This is a genomic window from Streptococcus sp. HMSC056C01 (genome assembly GCF_001811305.1).
GTDB lineage: Bacteria > Bacillota > Bacilli > Lactobacillales > Streptococcaceae > Streptococcus.
The window spans coordinates 25,035-45,567 of sequence record NZ_KV804199.1; the positions used below are offsets into that span (position 1 = coordinate 25,035).

Sequence of the window (20,533 nt, forward strand, 5' to 3'; positions counted from 1 at the left end):
AAAAATGGATATCAAATCAGAAGTTATTGAAATTATTGATGAATTATTTATGGAAGATGTATCTGACATGATGGATGAGGATCTTTTTGACGCAGGTGTCTTGGATAGTATGGGAACAGTTGAATTGATCGTGGAAATCGAAAATCGCTTTGATATTCGTGTCCCAGTTACAGAATTTGGTCGTGACGACTGGAATACAGCTAATAAAATCGTAGCAGGGATTACGGAGTTAAAGAATGCTTAAACGCCTGTGGTTAATCTTCGGGCCCATTCTTATTGCAGGTTTATTGGTTCTTCTACTCATTTTTTTCTACCCTAGTAGTAAGAGTCATAATCTAATGGAGGAAAAATACTCTGCAGCCTCTATAAGTGCAGAAAGTTTCAAAGAGAGAAGACAAAAAGTGAGAGCTCTCACGGATCCTAATATACGTTTTATACCCTTTTTGGGTTCGAGTGAATGGATTCGTTTTGATAGTATGCATCCAGCAGTACTAGCTGAAAAGTATAATCGCCCCTATCGTCCTTATTTTATGGGGCAGGCAGGAGCAGCTTCTCTTAGTCAATACTTTGGGCTGCAACAAATCACATCTGAGCTTGAAAACAAACAAGCGGTATTTGTAATCTCTCCACAGTGGTTTACAAAAGAGGATCATGACCCAACTATTTTTCAAACCTATTTTAACAATGATCAGTTGACTGCCTTTTTAGAGAATCAATCTGGGGATGCAGCCTCTCAATATGCGGCTAATAGACTCTTAAAGCAAAATCCAAGAGTTCCGATGAAGAGGATTGTTGAGAAGCTGGCTAAGAATGAACAATTGTCAGATTTTGATCAAACGGTGGTTAATCTCTCTGCTGAGTTCAATGAAAGACAAGCTGCCCTTTTTGGTCAGTTCTCCATTCGGGGCCGATTAAAGTATAAAGATCATATTGAAAAATATTTGAGCAGTCTCCCAGAGCATTTTTCGTATGAAGAATTGGAAAATATTGCACGTAAGGATGCAGAAGAAAATACGACCAATAATGATTTGGGGATGGATAACCACTTTTACAATACTCAACTAAAGAAAGATTTAAAAAAGTGGGAAGGGTATCAAAAAAATTACAACTTTCTCCAGTCAAGTGAGTACAATGATTTGCAGTTAGTGCTCGATCAATTTGCTAAATCTAAGGTGAATGTGCTCTTTGTCTTTCAACCTGTCAATAAAAAATGGATGAATTATACAGGCTTGAGTGAGGAGATGTATCAACACGCAATTGAAAAAATTCGTTACCAGTTGGAGAGTCAAGGCTTTACCAATATCGCTGACTTTTCAAAAAACGGTGGAGATCCCTACTTTGTTAAGGACACGATTCATATCGGTTGGTTAGGCTGGTTAGCATTTGATAAGGTTGTAAATCCCTTTTTGAGCAATCCAACAACAGCGCCTAATTACCAAATGAATGATCGTTTCTTTAGTCAAGATTGGGCAACCTATGATGGAAATATCCAAGATTTTCAATAATATAGAAAAAGAGTTTGAACTTTTTGTTCAGACTTTTTTTATGAAATGTTGGATAGGTTACCTTCAAAAAGGTTAAAAGTTTTAAAATGATGCTAAATAGCGTATAATGGTAGAAGAAAGAAGAGAAAGGGATTTCAATATGAATAAACGTTTTTTGTTGCCTGTGCTATCGACAGCCCTATTAGCTCCAGCCTTTTTAGCTGGACAAGTCTATGCTGAAGAAAATACTAGTTCTTCAGAAGCTACAGAAGTTGTGAGCACTACAGAAGCACCAGTAGTGACAGCGACTCCTGAGGTTGTTACAAGTCCGGCAACGCCAGTTGAAGAGGCTGCACCTCAAAAAGAAGAAGCAGATACTGTTATCTTGCACACTAATGACGTGCATGGTCGTATTGTAGAAGAAAAAGGAGTAATTGGAGATGCCAAACTCGCAACGGTTATTGAGAAGGAGCGAGAAAAGGGCAACCAAACGACTCTAGTAGTAGATGCAGGCGATGCCTTCCAAGGTCTGCCAATTTCAAACTCTACAAAGGGTGAAGCACGTGCCAAAATCTTAAACGAGATGGGCTATGATGCTATGGCTGTAGGAAATCATGAGTTCGACTTTGGACTTGATGAAGTTAAAAAATACAAAGAAATTTTGAACTTCCCATTGCTCAGCTCAAACACTTATGTCAATGGTGCTCGTTTATTTGAAGCAGCAACAATTGTTGATAAGAACAAGGATGTTGCAGGTGATGAGTTTGTCGTCATCGGTGTGACAACACCTGAAACAGCTACTAAGACCCACCCTAAAAATGTTAAAGGCGTAACCTTTACAGAACCTATTGCAGAGGTTAACAAGGTTATCGAAGAAATTCAAGCTAAAGCCTTGGCAGAAGGCAAAGACTACAAACACTATGTTGTTCTCGCTCACTTGGGAGTTGATACAACAACACCAGTAGAATGGCGCGGTTCTACTCTTGCAGAAGCACTTTCAAAAAATCCTCTTTTGAAAGGTAAGCGTGTCACTGTTATTGATGGTCACTCTCATACAGTAGAATCGACTACTTATGGTGACAATGTAACATACAACCAGACAGGAAGCTATCTCCATAACGTTGGTAAAATCACTTACAAATCTCGCCAATTATTGGGGAATCCTTCACTCATTGCAGCTGCAGATGCTAAGAAATTGGAAGCTAATCCAAAAATTGAAAAACTTGTCAAGGACATCAAACAAAAGTATGACGCTGAAAATGCTATAGAAGTTGTTTCAAATAGTCCAGTTGAATTGAACGGTGACCGTGAAAATGTCCGTGTCCGTGAAACTAACCTTGGAAATGTTGTCGCAGATTCTCTCTATCAATACGGTCAAACAGGCTTTAGTCATCCGACGGATATCGCTGTGACCAATGGTGGTGGCTTGCGTGAAACGATTGCCAAAGATAAGCCAATTACAAAAGGAAATGTCATTGCGGTTCTACCATTTGGGAACACAATTTCACAAATTCAAGTAACTGGTCAGCAAGTTTTTGACATGTTTGAAAAATCACTTGGATCTATTTTGCAGGTTGATAAGGCAGGAAAAACTGTCTTGGATGAAAATGGTCAACCATTGCTAGAACCAAGTGGCGGATTCTTACAGATTTCAGGAGCCAAGGTCTACTACGATACAAATCTAGCTGCAGGCAAACGTGTCTTGGCTATTCAAGTTAAGAATGGTGCGACTGGTCTTTATGAAAAACTAGATTTGGAAAAAGTTTACTACCTAGCAACCAATGACTTCCTTGCAGCAGGTGGTGACGGTTATACTATGCTTGGTGGTGCCAGAGAAGAAGGTCCTTCAATGGATGCCGCCTTTGAAGATTACCTTAAAACAGCTGATTTGACTCAGTATGAAAAGGTAAATCCAAACTCACGCACGATTTCTGTGGATTCAAAAACATTTAAACTGCCAGAAGATCAAGGTAAAGAGCAAGATCCAGCTAAACCAGGAAAAGATTCAGAAACAGATCCAGCAAAAACTCCTACTCAACCAGGAAAAAATCAGGAAACAACTCCGGCTAATTCAGGAAATGATGCAACTAAGCCAGGAAAAGTTCAAAAGACAACTCCAGCTAAATCGGAGCAAGATTCAGCAACAAAAACAACTCCATCAGGAAAAAATCAGGGAACAACTCCTGCTCAAACATCTACTGTAAAAGTTGATTATAAGGTTGCAGATCAGTTTGCTAACAAGACAGTAGTTTCAGAAAAATTACTTCCAAATACAGGTAGTGAGCAATCTATTTTCATGATGCTATTGGGTATGATTCTTGGAGCGACAGCCCTCTGGACTAGTCGTAAACAAGAAAAATAATTCTACAAGATGAAAACATCTCAGGTGTTTTCATCTTTTTTCTTGACTCCTTGCTTGGATGTGATATACTTAACTAGTAAAGGAATGGCGCGATACTCAATAAAAATCAAAGAGCAAACTAGGAAGCGAGACGCAGGCTGTACTTGAGTACGCCAAGACGAAGCTGACGTGGTTTGAATTTGATTTTTGAAGAGTATGAAAACCTTGTATTTATAGAAATTCCGTTCTGAGAAAGGAGCAAATCATGAGACAGTTGGCAAAAGATATCGATCAATTTTTAAATGAGATTATCCTAAAAGCTGAAAACCAGCATGAAATTCTCATTGGTCATTGTACCAGTGATGTAGCCTTGACCAATACCCAGGAGCATATTCTCATGCTTTTATCAGAGGAGTCGCTCACCAACTCTGAGTTGGCGCGTCGTCTCAATGTCAGTCAAGCTGCCGTTACAAAGGCTATCAAATCCCTGGTTAAGGAGGGAATGTTAGAAACGTCTAAGGATCCTAAGGATGCTCGCGTTGTCTTCTATCAATTGACAGACTTGGCTCGACCTATTGCTGAGGAACACCACCATCATCATGAACATACCCTCTCGACTTATGAGCAGGTTGCCACTCAGTTCACACCAAACGAACAAAAAATTATCCAGCGGTTTTTAACTGCTTTAGTAGGAGAAATCAAGTAATGAGATACATCACAGTAGAGGATTTGTCCTTCTATTATGACAAGGAACCTGTGCTTGAGCATATCAATTACAGTGTTGATAGTGGGGAATTTGTCACACTGACAGGAGAAAATGGAGCGGCAAAGACTACTCTTATCAAAGCTAGTCTAGGTATTTTACAACCACGAATTGGGAAAGTAACCATCTCAAAGACAAATATTCATGGGAAAAAGCTAAGAATTGCCTATCTTCCTCAACAGATTGCAAGTTTTAATGCAGGCTTTCCAAGTACCGTTTATGAATTTGTCAAATCAGGTCGCTACCCAAGAAAGGGCTGGTTCCGTCGTTTGAATGCTCACGACGAAGAACACATCAAGGCTAGTTTAAACTCAGTTGGCATGTGGGAACATCGGGATAAACGGATTGGCTCTCTCTCTGGTGGGCAAAAGCAAAGAGCGGTCATTGCACGTATGTTTGCTTCAGATCCAGATATCTTTATCTTGGATGAGCCGACAACAGGGATGGATGCAGGTACCAAGAATGAATTTTATGAGCTCATGCACCACAGTGCCCACCACCATGGCAAGGCTGTTTTGATGATTACTCACGATCCTGAAGAAGTCAAGGATTACGCAGATCGCAATATCCACCTTGTCCGTGACCAAGATTCCCCATGGCGTTGTTTCAATGTCCATGAAAATGACCAGGAGGTGGAGCATGCTTAATCTATTGTCTTATGATTTTATGCAGCGAGCCTTTTTGGCCGTTATTGCCATGAGTCTCTTTTCGCCAGTCCTTGGGACCTTCCTCATCTTGCGTCGTCAGAGCCTTATGAGTGATACTCTGAGTCACGTTTCGCTTTCAGGGGTTGCCTTTGGTTTGGTTTTGGGGATTTCTCCAACCATCTCAACCATTGCCATTGTCTTGATTGCCGCGGTCTTTCTTGAATATCTCCGTACGGTTTACAAGAGCTTTATGGAGATTGGGACAGCTATTCTCATGTCTACAGGACTTGCAGTTTCACTCATTGTTATGAGTAAGGGTAAGAGCTCGAGTTCTATGAGTTTGGACCAATACCTGTTTGGTTCTATTGTGACCATCAGTCAAGAGCAGGTAATTGGGCTCTTTGTCATTGCAGCGGTTGTTTTAATTCTGACCTTCCTCTTTTTGAGACCCATGTACATCTTAACGTTTGACGAGGATACAGCTTTTGTAGATGGCCTTCCAGTGCGTACTATGTCTATCCTCTTTAACATGGTGACGGGTGTGGCTATTGCTCTTATGATTCCAGCTGCAGGAGCACTCTTGGTATCGACCATCATGGTCCTACCAGCTAGTATCGCTTTGCGTTTAGGGAAGAACTTTAGTTCGGTGATGATTCTTGCCAGCGTTATTGGTTTTCTAGGTATGGTGGCGGGACTTTATATCTCCTACTATGCAGAGACACCACCGAGTGCAAGTATTACCATTATCTTTGTAGTTGTCTTTTTGTTAGTCAGCTTACTCAAACGTTTTATCAAATAGGAGAAGAAAATGAAAAAACTAGGCCTACTTTTGGCAAGTCTTGTGACGGTATTCTTAGTGGCTTGTTCCAATCAAAAACAGGCAGATGGAAAATTAAATATCGTCACAACATTCTACCCTGTTTACGAATTTACCAAACAAGTAGCAGGCGATACAGCCAATGTCGAGCTCTTGATTGGGGCAGGGACAGAACCACATGATTATGAACCATCGCCTAAGGCAGTTGCTAAAATCCAAGACGCCGACGCCTTTGTGTATGAAAATGAGAACATGGAAACTTGGGTTCCCAAGCTTTTAGATTCACTAGATGCCAAAAAAGTAAAAACAATCAAGGCTACTGGAGATATGTTGCTTCTTCCAGGTAGTGAAGAAGAGGAAGACCATGACCACGGCGAAGGGGGTCATCATCACGAGTATGACCCTCATGTATGGTTGTCTCCTGCGCGTGCAATCAAACTTGTAGAGCACATCCGTGATAGTCTTTCAGCTGACTATCCAGATAAGAAGGCGACTTTTGAGCAAAATGCAGCAGCCTATATCGAAAAATTGCAAGCCTTGGATAAAGCCTATACTGAAGGACTTTCTAGTGCTAAACAAAAGAGTTTTGTGACTCAACACGCTGCCTTTCGTTATCTTGCCTTAGACTACGGACTCACTCAAGTCTCTATCTCTGGGCTTTCGCCAGATGCGGAGCCTTCAGCAAGCCGCTTGGCAGAATTGACCGAGTACATCAAGAAGAATAAGATTTCTTATATCTACTTTGAAGAAAATGCCTCACAAGCTCTAGCTAATACTCTTTCAAAAGAAACAGGAGTTAAGTTAGATGTTCTGAATCCTCTGGAAAGCTTGACCGAAGAGGACATGAAGGCCGGTGAGAACTATATCTCTGTCATGGAGAAAAATCTCAAAGCCCTCAAGCAAACAACTGACCAGGCAGGGGCAGAAATTGAACCAGAAAAAGCCGAGGAAACTAAAACCGTTCAAAATGGTTACTTTGAGGATGCTGATGTCAAGGATCGTACCTTGAGTGACTATGCTGGTAACTGGCAGTCAGTCTATCCTTTCCTTGAAGATGGTACTCTAGACCAAGTCTTTGACTACAAGGCTAAGTTGACTGGTAAGATGACTAAGGATGAATATAAATCCTACTATCAAAAAGGCTATCAAACGGATGTATCTAAGATTAATATCACGGATAACACTATGGAATTCATCCAAGGTGATCAAAGTAAGAAATATACCTACAAGTATGTCGGCAAGAAAATCTTGACCTATAAGAAAGGGAATCGAGGAGTTCGTTATCTCTTTGAAGCGACAGATGCAGACGCTGGACAATTTAAGTATGTTCAATTCAGCGACCACAATATCGCACCAGTCAAGGCAGAGCATTTCCATATCTTCTTTGGAGGCACTAGCCAGGAAGCCCTCTTTGAAGAAATGGATAACTGGCCAACCTACTATCCAGATGGCTTATCTGGTCAAGAAATCGCCCAAGAAATGCTGGCTCATTAAGATACGATTCACATGATAAAAGCGAACAGGAAAGTTTTCTGGTTATCAGAATCCTCTCTTGTCCGCTTTTTTGAGTTTTGTCAGTTAAAGAGCTTTTGCACTTCTTTTTGTACTTATGGCCTTATTGAATACCAAGTTTTCATTACTTGTCAAAGCCTTGTAAAGCCTTTTCACGTTCTTCTACTTGTCCCTTGGCATCGAGTTTATTACCACCGTAAACTGCTGTTTCCCATGATCCATACATTGGATTTGGGAAGATGATGAATTTTTCACCGAATTCTTTTTGCAATTCTTCAAGCTGTTTATCACGGTCAGATTCAGAAGTCTTAGAAAAATCTGCAAAGTCTACAAGGTTATCACCAAATAGTAACACAAGATTTGTCTTTTCTTGAACCGCTTGTCGACGACCTTCTTTGGATTTTACACCACTTTCTAGGAACATGAGGTGATCACGTCCTTGTACAGGAATACCTTCGCTTTCTAGATTTTTAATGGTAGCATCTACTTGGTCGACTGAACGGTCAGAAATATAGTAGATTTGGACACCGTTTTGATCGGCAAACTGAAGAAAATCTTTAGCACCTGGGACGGCTTTTGCTGCAGCTTTTTGGACCCAAACATCCCAATTTTCAGGTGTGAATACTGTTCCATCTTTGACATTTTGAACTTGATAAGGACTGTTATCTAGGACCGTTTCGTCCAAGTCCAAAACAATCGAATAAGGCTTGTCTGATTCTGTTTTCAGTAATTCCTTTAGACGATCTGTAGCAACATTATAACCTTGTAGATACAAGGCTTTTGTTTCGGCCGCTTTTTGATACCAGAGAGTTGACATGGTATTTTCTCTAGACCGTAGTTGGTCGTAAGTCATTGTAATCTGATTGTCAGATGAGTTATTAGCGGATGTTTGTGTTTCTGTGGATTTTGTGGCGCAGCTGGTCAATAAGATGACAGATGCAAGTGCAGAAACGATTGTAACAGTGGTTTTAGCTGTTTTCATAAAATGTCTCCTGTCTATTAATTTCAATAACAGTATAGCATGAGGGAATAGTTAAGGCAAGCGTTTTCCTAAATATGGACTTGATTTTCCAAAGAAAGATGTAGATAATTAACGGATTAGAGGAAGAGAAAAATATTTTAAAACCTTGAAAAATCTAGCTAAATAGGGTATAATATAAATAATCATTTGTCGTAGGTTTTGTCTGAAATATTGTCCGGACAAGGCTCACAGCAGTTAAATCTCCTGAAAAAGTCGGATTTAGCTGCTCTTTTTGTGCTTTTTTTCAAGTTTTTTGACCTTTGTAACAAAGATTTAAAGATTCTGAAAATTAGTCAAGGGGGATAAGTTGATAGGGTTTTTAGAACCATCTAACGATAATTACTAGCTTAGATCACTAAGCTTGGAACTTTATTTAAAAAGGAGAATCATCTTGGCAGGACATGACGTTCAATACGGGAAACATCGTACCCGTCGTAGTTTTTCAAGAATCAAAGAAGTTCTTGACTTACCAAATTTGATTGAAATTCAAACTGATTCATTCAAAGATTTCCTAGACCATGGTCTGAAGGAAGTGTTTGAAGATGTATTGCCAATTTCAAACTTCACAGACACAATGGAGTTGGAATTTGTTGGCTACGAAATCAAAGAACCTAAATATACGCTTGAAGAGGCTCGTATCCACGATGCTAGCTACTCAGCACCTATCTTTGTAACCTTCCGCTTGATTAACAAAGAAACTGGCGAAATCAAGACACAGGAAGTTTTCTTTGGTGATTTCCCAATCATGACTGAGATGGGAACCTTTATCATCAACGGTGGTGAACGTATCATCGTATCACAGTTGGTGCGTTCTCCAGGTGTTTACTTTAATGACAAGGTAGACAAAAATGGTAAAGTGGGTTACGGTTCAACTGTTATCCCTAACCGTGGAGCTTGGTTGGAACTTGAAAGCGACTCAAAAGACATCGCCTATACTCGTATCGACCGTACTCGTAAGATTCCATTTACGACCTTGGTTCGTGCGCTTGGTTTCTCAGGCGATGATGAAATCTTTGATATCTTTGGTGACAGCGATCTTGTTCGTAACACTGTTGAAAAAGATATTCACAAGAACCCAATGGACTCTCGTACAGACGAAGCTTTGAAGGAAATCTACGAACGCCTTCGTCCAGGTGAGCCTAAGACTGCTGAAAGCTCACGTAGCTTGCTTGTAGCTCGTTTCTTTGACCCACGTCGTTATGACTTGGCTGCAGTTGGTCGTTACAAGATCAATAAAAAACTCAATGTTAAAACACGTTTGCTTAACCAAACCATTGCTGAGCCATTGGTAGACCCTGAAACAGGTGAAATCTTGGTAGAAGCTGGAACAATCATGACTCGTAGCGTGATTGAGAGCATTGAAAGCCATTTGGATGGTGATTTGAACAAGATTGTCTACATTCCAAATGATGCGGCTGTAGTAACAGAGCCAGTTGTTCTTCAAAAGTTCAAGGTTGTAGCACCAACTGATCCAGATCGTGTTGTAACAATCATCGGTAATGCAAATCCAGATGATAAAGTTCGCACTATCACACCAGCAGACATCCTTGCTGAAATGAGCTATTTCCTCAACTTGGCTGAAGGTATCGGTCGTGTGGATGATATCGACCACCTTGGAAATCGTCGTATCCGTGCCGTTGGTGAATTGCTTGCCAACCAAGTACGCCTTGGACTTTCACGTATGGAACGTAACGTTCGTGAACGTATGTCTGTTCAAGATAACGAAGTATTAACACCTCAACAAATCATTAATATCCGTCCAGTAACTGCAGCAATCAAAGAATTCTTTGGTTCTTCTCAATTGTCACAGTTCATGGACCAACACAACCCGCTTTCTGAGTTGTCACACAAACGTCGTTTGTCTGCCTTAGGACCTGGTGGTTTGACACGTGACCGCGCTGGATATGAAGTGCGTGACGTGCACTACACTCACTATGGTCGTATGTGTCCAATCGAGACACCTGAGGGGCCAAACATCGGTTTGATCAACAACTTGTCTTCATACGGACACCTCAACAAGTATGGCTTCATTCAAACACCATACCGCAAGGTTGACCGTGAAACTGGAAAAGTAACTAACGAAATCGTTTGGTTGACTGCTGATGAAGAAGATGAGTACACAGTAGCACAGGCTAACTCTAAATTGAACGCAGATGGCACTTTTGCTGAAAAAGTTGTCATGGGACGTCACCAAGGGGTTAACCAAGAATACCCAGCTTCAAGTGTTGATTACATGGACGTTTCTCCAAAACAGGTAGTTGCCGTTGCGACAGCATGTATTCCTTTCTTGGAAAACGACGACTCCAACCGTGCCCTCATGGGTGCCAACATGCAACGTCAGGCTGTACCATTGATTAATCCAAAAGCACCTTACGTTGGTACTGGTATGGAATATCAAGCAGCCCACGACTCTGGAGCGGCTGTAATTGCTCAGTATGATGGTAAAGTTACTTATGCCGATGCTGACAAGGTAGAAGTTCGTCGTGAAGATGGCTCATTGGATGTTTACCATATCCAAAAATTCCGTCGTTCAAACTCAGGTACTGCTTACAACCAACGTACGCTTGTTAAAGTTGGTGACGTTGTAGAAAAAGGCGACTTTATTGCAGATGGACCTTCTATGGAAAATGGAGAAATGGCGCTTGGGCAAAATCCAATCGTTGCCTACATGACATGGGAAGGTTACAACTTCGAGGATGCCGTTATCATGAGCGAACGCTTGGTGAAAGACGATGTCTACACATCTGTCCACCTTGAAGAATATGAATCAGAAACACGCGATACAAAGCTTGGACCTGAAGAAATCACTCGTGAAATTCCAAACGTTGGTGAAGATGCTCTTAAAGACCTTGACGAAATGGGAATTATCCGTATCGGTGCTGAGGTTAAAGAAGGGGACATCCTTGTAGGTAAAGTAACACCTAAGGGTGAGAAAGACCTTTCAGCTGAAGAACGTCTCTTGCACGCTATCTTCGGAGACAAGTCTCGTGAAGTTCGTGATACTTCTCTTCGTGTACCACACGGTGCCGATGGTGTTGTTCGTGATGTTAAGATCTTTACACGTGCAAATGGAGATGAATTGCAATCAGGTGTTAACATGCTGGTTCGAGTTTACATCGCTCAAAAACGTAAGATCAAGGTCGGAGATAAGATGGCCGGACGTCACGGAAACAAAGGGGTTGTCTCTCGTATCGTTCCTGTAGAAGACATGCCTTACCTTCCAGACGGAACTCCAGTTGATATCATGTTGAACCCACTTGGGGTGCCATCACGTATGAATATCGGTCAGGTTATGGAGCTCCACCTTGGTATGGCAGCTCGTACTCTTGGTATTCACATCGCAACACCAGTCTTTGACGGAGCAAGTTCAGAAGATCTTTGGTCAACTGTTAAGGAAGCAGGTATGGATAGCGATGCTAAGACTATCCTTTACGATGGACGTACTGGTGAACCATTTGATAACCGTGTGTCAGTTGGTGTCATGTACATGATCAAACTTCACCACATGGTTGATGATAAATTGCACGCTCGTTCAGTCGGACCATATTCAACCGTTACCCAACAACCACTCGGAGGTAAAGCTCAGTTTGGTGGACAACGTTTCGGTGAGATGGAGGTTTGGGCGCTTGAAGCCTATGGTGCATCAAATGTTCTTCAAGAAATCTTGACTTACAAGTCTGACGATATCAACGGACGTTTGAAAGCTTATGAAGCTATTACAAAAGGAAAACCAATTCCAAAACCAGGTGTTCCAGAATCCTTCCGAGTTCTTGTTAAAGAATTGCAATCACTTGGTCTTGACATGCGTGTCCTTGACGAAGATGATCAAGAAGTTGAACTTCGTGATCTTGATGAGGGCATGGACGAAGATGTCATCCACGTAGATGACCTTGAAAAAGCACGTAAAAAAGCTGCTGAAGAAGCAAAAGCTGCTTTTGAAGCTGAAGAAGGTGCAAAAGCGGAAGCAACAGAAGAAGCTACTGAACAAGAATAAGTAGCTCACTTAGAATAGAAAGGGAAGAAATAGTGGTTGACGTAAATCGTTTTAAAAGTATGCAAATCACACTAGCTTCTCCAAGTAAAGTCCGTTCATGGTCTTATGGAGAAGTCAAAAAACCTGAAACAATCAATTACCGTACGTTGAAACCAGAACGTGAAGGACTATTTGACGAAGTCATCTTTGGTCCTACAAAAGACTGGGAATGTGCTTGTGGTAAGTACAAACGCATTCGTTACAGAGGGATTGTTTGTGACCGTTGTGGTGTTGAAGTAACGCGTACAAAAGTTCGTCGTGAACGTATGGGACACATCGAGTTGAAAGCTCCTGTATCTCATATCTGGTATTTCAAGGGAATTCCAAGCCGTATGGGCTTGACCCTTGATATGAGTCCTCGTGCCCTCGAGGAAGTAATCTACTTTGCTGCTTACGTGGTGATCGATCCGAAGGATACACCACTTGAGCACAAATCTATCATGACAGAGCGTGAATATCGTGAGCGCTTGCGTGAATATGGCTACGGATCATTCGTTGCTAAAATGGGTGCCGAAGCTATCCAAGACCTCTTGAAACAAGTAGATCTTGAAAAAGAAATTGCTGAACTTAAAGAAGAATTGAAAACAGCAACTGGGCAAAAACGTATCAAAGCTATCCGTCGTTTGGATGTTTTGGATGCCTTTTACAAGTCTGGAAACAAACCTGAATGGATGATTCTTAACATCCTTCCGGTTATTCCACCAGATCTTCGTCCAATGTTGCAGTTGGATGGTGGCCGTTTTGCCTCATCTGACTTGAACGACCTTTACCGTCGTGTTATCAACCGTAACAACCGTTTGGCTCGTTTGCTTGAGTTGAACGCACCAGGTATCATCGTTCAAAATGAGAAGCGTATGCTTCAAGAAGCGGTTGACGCTTTGATTGACAATGGTCGTCGTGGTCGTCCAATTACAGGACCAGGTAGCCGTCCACTTAAATCATTGAGCCACATGCTCAAAGGTAAACAAGGACGCTTCCGTCAAAACTTGCTCGGTAAACGTGTTGACTTCTCAGGACGTTCCGTTATCGCCGTTGGTCCAACTCTTAAGATGTACCAATGTGGTGTGCCACGTGAAATGGCAATCGAGCTCTTTAAACCATTCGTGATGCGTGAAATCGTTGCGCGCGATATCGTGCAAAACGTTAAAGCGGCTAAACGCTTGGTAGAACGTGGAGATGAACGTATCTGGGATATCCTCGAAGAAGTTATCAAAGAACACCCAGTACTTTTGAACCGCGCACCTACCCTTCACCGTTTGGGTATCCAAGCCTTTGAACCTGTCTTGATTGACGGTAAAGCCCTTCGCTTGCACCCACTTGTCTGTGAAGCCTACAATGCCGACTTTGACGGTGACCAAATGGCCATACACGTACCGCTCTCAGAAGAAGCCCAAGCAGAAGCTCGTATCTTGATGCTTGCTGCTGAGCATATCTTGAACCCGAAAGACGGTAAACCCGTTGTTACTCCATCTCAGGACATGGTTTTGGGTAACTACTACTTGACCATGGAAGAAGCTGGTCGTGAAGGTGAAGGAATGGTCTTCAAAGACCGTGACGAAGCTGTTATGGCTTACCGCAATGGCTATGTTCACCTCCACTCACGTGTTGGTATCGCAACAGACAGCCTCAACAAACCATGGACAGAAGAGCAAAAACACAAAATCTTGCTTACAACTGTTGGTAAGATCCTCTTCAACGACATCATGCCAGAGGGTCTACCATACTTGCAAGAACCAAACAATGCCAACTTAACAGAAGGCGTTCCAGATAAATACTTCTTGCCACTTGGTGGAGATATCAAGGAAGCAATCAGCAATCTTGAACTTAACCCTCCATTCAAGAAGAAAAACCTTGGAAATATCATCGCTGAAATCTTCAAACGTTTCCGTACGACAGAAACTTCTGCCCTACTTGACCGTATGAAGAACCTCGGTTACCACCACTCAACTCTTGCAGGATTGACAGTGGGTATTGCCGACATTCCAGTCGTTGAAGACAAGGCTGAAATCATCGAAGAATCACACAAACGTGTAGAACAAATCACGAAACAATTCCGTCGTGGTATGATCACAGACGACGAGCGTTACAATGCTGTAACAGCTGAATGGCGTGCTGCCCGTGAAAAGCTTGAGAAACGATTGATTGCCAACCAAGATCCTAAGAACCCAATCGTTATGATGATGGACTCTGGAGCCCGTGGTAACATCTCAAACTTCTCACAGCTTGCCGGTATGCGTGGTCTGATGGCTGCTCCGAACGGACGTATCATGGAATTGCCAATCCTTTCAAACTTCCGTGAAGGTTTGTCAGTGCTCGAAATGTTCTTCTCAACTCACGGTGCTCGTAAAGGTATGACCGATACGGCCCTTAAGACAGCCGACTCAGGTTACTTGACTCGTCGTTTGGTTGACGTTGCCCAAGATGTGATTATCCGTGAAGATGACTGTGGAACTGATCGTGGTCTCTTGATCCGTTCTATCACTGAAGGTAAAGAGATGATTGAGTCTCTTGAAGAACGTCTCAATGGTCGTTACACTAAGAAAACTGTTAAACACCCAGAAACTGGTGCAGTTATCATTGGTCCAAATGAATTGATCACAGAAGACAAGGCGCGTGAAATCGTCAATGCTGGTGTTGAAGAAGTAACTATCCGCTCAGTATTTACATGTAACACTCGTCATGGTGTTTGCCGTCACTGTTATGGTATCAACTTGGCGACTGGTGATGCGGTTGAAGTTGGTGAAGCAGTTGGTACAATCGCTGCCCAATCTATCGGGGAACCTGGTACACAGCTTACAATGCGTACCTTCCACACGGGTGGGGTTGCCTCAAATACCGATATCACTCAGGGTCTTCCTCGTGTCCAAGAAATCTTTGAAGCCCGCAATCCTAAAGGGGAAGCGGTTATCACAGAAGTCAAAGGACAAGTTACTGCTATCGAAGAAGATGCTTCAACTCGTACTAAGAAAGTCTTCGTTAAGGGTGAAACTGGAGAAGGCGAATACGTGGTACCATTTACAGCTCGTATGCGTGTTGAAGTTGGGGACCAAGTCTCTCGTGGTGCAGCATTGACAGAAGGTTCAATCCAACCAAAACGTCTCCTTGCTGTACGTGATGTCTTATCAGTTGAAACTTACCTCCTCGGTGAAGTACAAAAAGTTTACCGTAGCCAAGGGGTAGAAATCGGTGACAAACACATCGAGGTAATGGTTCGTCAAATGATCCGTAAAGTTCGTGTTATGGATCCAGGAGACACAGATCTTCTCATGGGAACTCTTATGGACATCAACGACTTTACAGATGCTAATAAGGATGTTCTCATCGCAGGTGGAGTGCCAGCGACTGGTCGTCCAGTCCTTATGGGAATCACCAAAGCCTCACTTGAAACAAATAGTTTCTTGTCAGCAGCTTCCTTCCAGGAAACAACTCGTGTCCTTACAGACGCAGCTATCCGTGGTAAGAAAGACCATCTCCTTGGTCTTAAGGAAAATGTTATCATCGGTAAGATTATCCCAGCTGGTACAGGTATGGCACGTTACCGTAACCTTGAACCACAAGCTATCAATGAAGAGTCTTACCTAGCATCTTCTCAAGAAGAAGCTTCAGTAGATACGACTGTAGAAGAAGTCGTTGAAACTGTTGAAGTAAGTGAATAAAATAATGCTTAAACAAAAAGAGGGTTATCCCTCTTTTTTTGTATTAAATATATAGAAAAGGTATATTGAATTTTATATGATTTACTGAATAATTTGAACTATAAAAGTAGAAATTTTTTTCAGAAAAATTGAGCAAAATGCTTGGTATTCAACGGCTGACATGATAAAATATAACAGCGAGTAGTTTACGAAATATAATGGATAGTAAATACATATTTATTCTAAACTAAGTTAAATTTTATGCAACTCGGAGGTAATATTAGTGAAAAATGATCTGTTTAATGATCGTATTAGTCGATTTTCAATTCGTAAGTTAAATGTAGGAGTTTGTTCAGTTTTACTAGGAACTTTAGTTATGCTTGGAACTGCTACAGGAGTAGCAGCTGAAGAAGTCGCTGAGAATAAGCAAACTGACGAGGTTGCTGTGACAACTGAAAAGGAACAGCCAGAATCTCTTTCTACGTCTCAAGCTGAGAAAGAAGATGCTACAACTTATCAGGCAACTCCAGTTGTCCCAGTTGCAACTGAGACTAAGCCTGAACTAGATCAAACAAGATTACAAGCCTATATTGCTGAGATTGAGACAAACCTGACAAATGGTAAATATAGCAATAAGACTGATGAAAGTATTGATGCTTTAAAAGTAAGTCTTGTTAATGCTAAGAATGTTCTTGTCTCTGCTGAAAGTCAAGCTGAGTTGGATGCTGCTTATCAATCACTTGTAACAACGGTAAATGCAAAACTTAAAAATAAGGTAGTAGCAGAAGCAAAACCAGTTGTGGAAGCTAAGGCTGAAGTTACTGAAAAAACTGAAGAAAGTATCGGAAAACCAGCAGCAAATACTCAGCCAGCAGAAGGTACAAATGCAATCGCAAATACAGGTCAGAACGATCCTCGTAATGGTAAGGAGATTAATAAAAATACAGCATTTCGTGCGGATACTGCAACAGCTACTGGAATTGGTGCAGACGTTGAAGACGCAACTTCAACTCCAAAGGTAGAAAAACCTGGCTTTACAACAAATATCAATGCTAAAGACATAGCCAGCCAAATCTCTTGGTTGGACTTTGGCGATGTAGCTAACTGGACAGGAACCACAACAACATCAAAAGGTGACCTTGCTCTCCAAGTTGGGGCTACCTATACTAAGGAAATTATGCCGGGTTATGTGGTTACCATCAAGGTTAAATCTTTGAAACCCTTCCAGGCGACAGAACTTTATAAAAAACGCCTTGAAGACCGAGGAGCAACAGAAGCTGAAAAAGCGACCTATGATCCAAATGCAAGAAATGGTTATGGGAATGCGACTAATACACCTGCTACGAGAGTAGCTTTTACTGCTGGTGAAGAAGCTAAAGTTATTGCCGAAGCTCAAAACCGTTGGACTGAAATTAAAAAAGAAGGTATTGACACTGGTACAACTAAGAAAACTACTATCAGTTCAGAACTTGAAGGTGGGAATATCGGTGTTCAGTTTGAAGTTTCTGCGACCTTCCGTGGAAAAGTGGTCAAACCTGCCATTGTCATGGCGGATGGTGAGTCCGCTAACCCTGGTGAAATGGTTATGTTCACCACAAACGGAGAAGGTTGGCAACATATTGGGGAATGGCCCAAGGGCAATAATAAAACTTATATTCCACAAGATACAGACAATTTATTCGGTCCAAACCCTGCCACTAATATAGATGGCATGGGCTACTATAAGTTGAACCTTGACCTACTTCGACGTTCAAATCAAGTTGGGCCAGATAAAAAAGCGGTTGCTTGGAAGTACTTTGGAAGTGCCGATTTAACAACTGGAGGTCTCGGAACAGGGGTCTTTGGACCAAATATTTCAAGTATTGCTGCTGTTCCCCTTGTTATGACACGTGGAGCGTCCGAAGTTGGCTTGTATATCGCATCTTCAGGTAAACAATCAGCCATGCTTGGATTCTTCCCACTTGATGAAGGAGATGCTCCTGAATCATACGGCAAGGCAGTTCATTCAATTGCAACTGTGGATGGGATTACCGGTAAGAAAGTAAACCAACCTTATCTCGGCCACTTGAGTCCTGATATGGATGAAAACAATACCCTTGATTGGACTGGTGACGATAAAGCGACAACGGCTGATGAAGGAATCGACCAATTGCTTCCAGATAATCTTAAAGGGAAAACCAATGAGATGATCAAGATGGACCGTACCAAACCAGGTAATTATAAGATTTCTGTTGAAGCCCATACTGATGGGGCTGCACAGGCAAATATCTACGGTTGGGTAGACTTCAATCAAAATGGAACCTTCGATGAAGACGAGCGTTCAAATTTAGCTACTATTACGAAAGATGGTATAGTTGAGTTAACATTTGCAAACAGCAAAACTTATATTGACCCTAGTGTTACTGAATTAGGGGTTCGTCTTCGTATCGCTAAGAATGCTAAAGAAATTGAAAGCCCAACAGGTATGGCCTTCTCAGGAGAAGTAGAAGACTTCAAGACTCAAATTACGCACCCACCAAAAGGGGAATTCAAGGAAACTTCTGGTCTTCAAGCTGCTAAACAAACAGCAACTGTAGCCTTTACTGCTCGAGGTTTGCAAGGCTATAGCTTAACTGAATCAGCAAAAATTGATGAAACAGTAGCACCATACATTGTCGATGCAAATGGGAACAAGGCTATTTTGGATGCTGAAGGCTACTATGTCGTACCAGGTCAAGGTAAATATAAAATTACCGCAAATGGTAAAGACGTAGATGTAGAATTCATCCCTGAAGATAATTTCTTAGGAACAGCTGATGGAATCTCTATCCGTCGTACAGATAGTAATGGCTACGACACAGGTTGGTCAACTAAATTTCCAGCCAATGAAGCTAATGTTGATACTTTGATAAATACAATGGATGGACTTTATATCCCAACCGTTACTCCAAAGGATATCGAAGGTGAAAATAAAACTTCAACAGATGTTCAAGGAGCTAGTCAAATAGCTACTCCAGAATTTGCTCTTGAAGGAACAAATAGTAATGGTGAGAAAGTTAAAATCACACCTGATTTTGATTATCCAGCTAAGTTTGTGAGTCCTACGACTGGCAAGGTTATCAATGACCCTGTTCTAACTGTAGAAGGGGAAGGGATTTACTACTTAGACGATTTGACTGGGAAAGTTACCTTTGTGCCGGAACCAGGATTTACTGGCACTGCTAAGGGAGTAACAGTTTCACTTACTGCACCAGTTGGACGAGATAAAAATAAACAAGTTCAGTCAGAATTTATAAAAACAGCTACTGCTAAGTATACTCCAACAGTAACCCCAGCCACAATCAGCTCTACTAATAAGGTTTCTGAGGATGTGCAAAATGTCCCTCAAACTCAAACACCTACATTTGAGTTAAGCAATGACAAGGCTACGAAGATTACTAGCAGGAAATTAGTAGATCCAGCAACTGGCCAGCCTACTGATGAAACCAGTGTGAAAGTAGCAGGCGAAGGAACATATACAATTGATCCTACTACAGGAGCGGTTACCTTCGCACCTGAAAAAGACTTTGTTGGAACTGCAACAGGTGTAACAGTTCAAGCAACTGCGACTATTACAAATGCGAACGATAAGACGGCGACAATCACTTCGGATGCAATTTATACACCAACAGTTGTAGCGGCTGTTCCAACAGCTCAACCAGCTACATCTAAAGATATCCAAGGTGCCACTCAAACAGGCACACCAACCTTCGCAGGAACAACTGTCCAAGTAAATGGTCAAGATAAACCTGTAACCATTAAATCAAATAGTTATAAGCTCTTGGATAAAGATGGTAATGAAGTTACAACTACGCCAGCTTATGCTGCAGATGGTACAACGCCAATCGGTACTTTCACGATCGATCCAGCAACTGGTACTGTAACATTCACACCAACTGATAAATCATACACAGGTGCAGTCACACCAGCCAAGGTTCAAGCTGAAAGCTCAAACGGTATTAAGGTTGATACAACCTACACACCTGAAATTGTTCCAGTAACCCCAACAACTACACCATCTGAATCAACTGACATCCAAGGTGCAACTCAAACAGGTAAACCTGAATTCAAGGGTGGAACTGTAACTGTTGACGGTGTCGAGAAGACTGTTGAGATCAACGAAGCTGTTCCGGCAACATTTGATGATGGTTCAACGACTAAAACTGTGGAAGGTGTTGGTACATATACAGTAGCTGCAGATGGAACAGTAACTTTTGTTCCTGAAAAGTCATTCACAGGTAAAGCACCGGCCGTAACGGTTG

At 41.8% G+C, this 20,533-nt stretch carries 11 protein-coding genes; 10 read left to right on the plus strand and 1 reads right to left on the minus strand.

Going from position 1 to position 20,533, the window contains the following annotated elements; genetic code table 11:
• The first annotated feature begins 4 nt into the window (after nt 1-4).
• The 7 genes from dltC to HMPREF2795_RS05075 all read left to right on the plus strand — a co-directional run bounded on the left by dltC (nt 5) and on the right by HMPREF2795_RS05075 (nt 7,546).
• Nucleotides 5-244 carry a D-alanine--poly(phosphoribitol) ligase subunit DltC gene (dltC, locus tag HMPREF2795_RS05045; protein WP_000351968.1) on the plus strand — a complete coding sequence of 80 codons (240 nt, stop codon included), beginning with the start codon at nt 5-7 and terminating at the stop codon, nt 242-244.
• On the plus strand, nt 237-1,505 hold the full coding sequence (dltD, locus tag HMPREF2795_RS05050; protein WP_075228391.1) for a D-alanyl-lipoteichoic acid biosynthesis protein DltD: 1,269 nt from the start codon (nt 237-239) through the stop codon (nt 1,503-1,505). Before dltC ends, dltD begins: the two co-directional genes overlap by 8 nt.
• 139 nt (nt 1,506-1,644) lie before the next feature.
• Nucleotides 1,645-3,846 (plus strand): cell surface ecto-5'-nucleotidase Nt5e, encoded by a 2,202-nt coding sequence (nt5e, locus tag HMPREF2795_RS05055; RefSeq protein ID WP_001042068.1) that lies wholly within the window; start codon nt 1,645-1,647, stop codon nt 3,844-3,846.
• 244 nt (nt 3,847-4,090) lie between these two features.
• Nucleotides 4,091-4,531: a zinc-dependent transcriptional regulator AdcR gene (adcR, locus tag HMPREF2795_RS05060; RefSeq protein WP_001249315.1), complete on the plus strand. Its 441-nt coding sequence runs from the start codon at nt 4,091-4,093 to the stop codon at nt 4,529-4,531.
• A complete protein-coding gene (locus tag HMPREF2795_RS05065; protein ID WP_001269493.1) occupies nt 4,531-5,235 on the plus strand; it encodes a metal ABC transporter ATP-binding protein in 705 nt (234 codons plus the stop codon). Before adcR ends, HMPREF2795_RS05065 begins: the two co-directional genes overlap by 1 nt.
• Nucleotides 5,228-6,034: a metal ABC transporter permease gene (locus tag HMPREF2795_RS05070; RefSeq protein WP_000933416.1), complete on the plus strand. Its 807-nt coding sequence runs from the start codon at nt 5,228-5,230 to the stop codon at nt 6,032-6,034. Before HMPREF2795_RS05065 ends, HMPREF2795_RS05070 begins: the two co-directional genes overlap by 8 nt.
• 9 nt (nt 6,035-6,043) lie before the next feature.
• Nucleotides 6,044-7,546 (plus strand): zinc ABC transporter substrate-binding protein AdcA, encoded by a 1,503-nt coding sequence (locus tag HMPREF2795_RS05075; protein ID WP_000733019.1) that lies wholly within the window; start codon nt 6,044-6,046, stop codon nt 7,544-7,546.
• Nucleotides 7,547-7,688: 142 nt separating this feature from the next.
• Here HMPREF2795_RS05075 and HMPREF2795_RS05080 read toward each other — a convergent pair whose 3' ends face one another.
• Entirely contained in the window at nt 7,689-8,546 is an 858-nt protein-coding gene (locus tag HMPREF2795_RS05080) for a 5'-nucleotidase, lipoprotein e(P4) family (protein WP_000844832.1), read from the minus strand.
• A gap of 430 nt (nt 8,547-8,976) precedes the next feature.
• Between HMPREF2795_RS05080 and HMPREF2795_RS05085 the strand changes: the two genes are divergently transcribed.
• From HMPREF2795_RS05085 to HMPREF2795_RS05095, 3 genes are all read left to right on the plus strand, one after another.
• Nucleotides 8,977-12,579, plus strand: coding sequence for a DNA-directed RNA polymerase subunit beta (locus tag HMPREF2795_RS05085; RefSeq protein ID WP_075228392.1), 3,603 nt, complete (start codon nt 8,977-8,979; stop codon nt 12,577-12,579).
• A 32-nt stretch (nt 12,580-12,611) separates the two neighbouring features.
• Nucleotides 12,612-16,274, plus strand: coding sequence for a DNA-directed RNA polymerase subunit beta' (rpoC, locus tag HMPREF2795_RS05090; RefSeq protein ID WP_075228393.1), 3,663 nt, complete (start codon nt 12,612-12,614; stop codon nt 16,272-16,274).
• 262 nt (nt 16,275-16,536) lie between these two features.
• Nucleotides 16,537-20,533: CshA/CshB family fibrillar adhesin-related protein (locus tag HMPREF2795_RS05095; RefSeq protein ID WP_148131279.1), on the plus strand; the 3,997-nt coding region annotated here is incomplete at its 3' end.

What these genes read in the sequence shown, in the direction of transcription:
- dltC (WP_000351968.1), top strand. Translation starts at nt 5, where the DNA reads ATGGATATCAAATCAGAAGTTATTGAAATTATTGATGAATTATTTATG.
- dltD (WP_075228391.1), top strand. Translation starts at nt 237, where the DNA reads ATGCTTAAACGCCTGTGGTTAATCTTCGGGCCCATTCTTATTGCAGGT.
- nt5e (WP_001042068.1), top strand. Translation starts at nt 1,645, where the DNA reads ATGAATAAACGTTTTTTGTTGCCTGTGCTATCGACAGCCCTATTAGCT.
- adcR (WP_001249315.1), top strand. Translation starts at nt 4,091, where the DNA reads ATGAGACAGTTGGCAAAAGATATCGATCAATTTTTAAATGAGATTATC.
- HMPREF2795_RS05065 (WP_001269493.1), top strand. Translation starts at nt 4,531, where the DNA reads ATGAGATACATCACAGTAGAGGATTTGTCCTTCTATTATGACAAGGAA.
- HMPREF2795_RS05070 (WP_000933416.1), top strand. Translation starts at nt 5,228, where the DNA reads ATGCTTAATCTATTGTCTTATGATTTTATGCAGCGAGCCTTTTTGGCC.
- HMPREF2795_RS05075 (WP_000733019.1), top strand. Translation starts at nt 6,044, where the DNA reads ATGAAAAAACTAGGCCTACTTTTGGCAAGTCTTGTGACGGTATTCTTA.
- HMPREF2795_RS05080 (WP_000844832.1), bottom strand. Translation starts at nt 8,546, where the DNA reads ATGAAAACAGCTAAAACCACTGTTACAATCGTTTCTGCACTTGCATCT.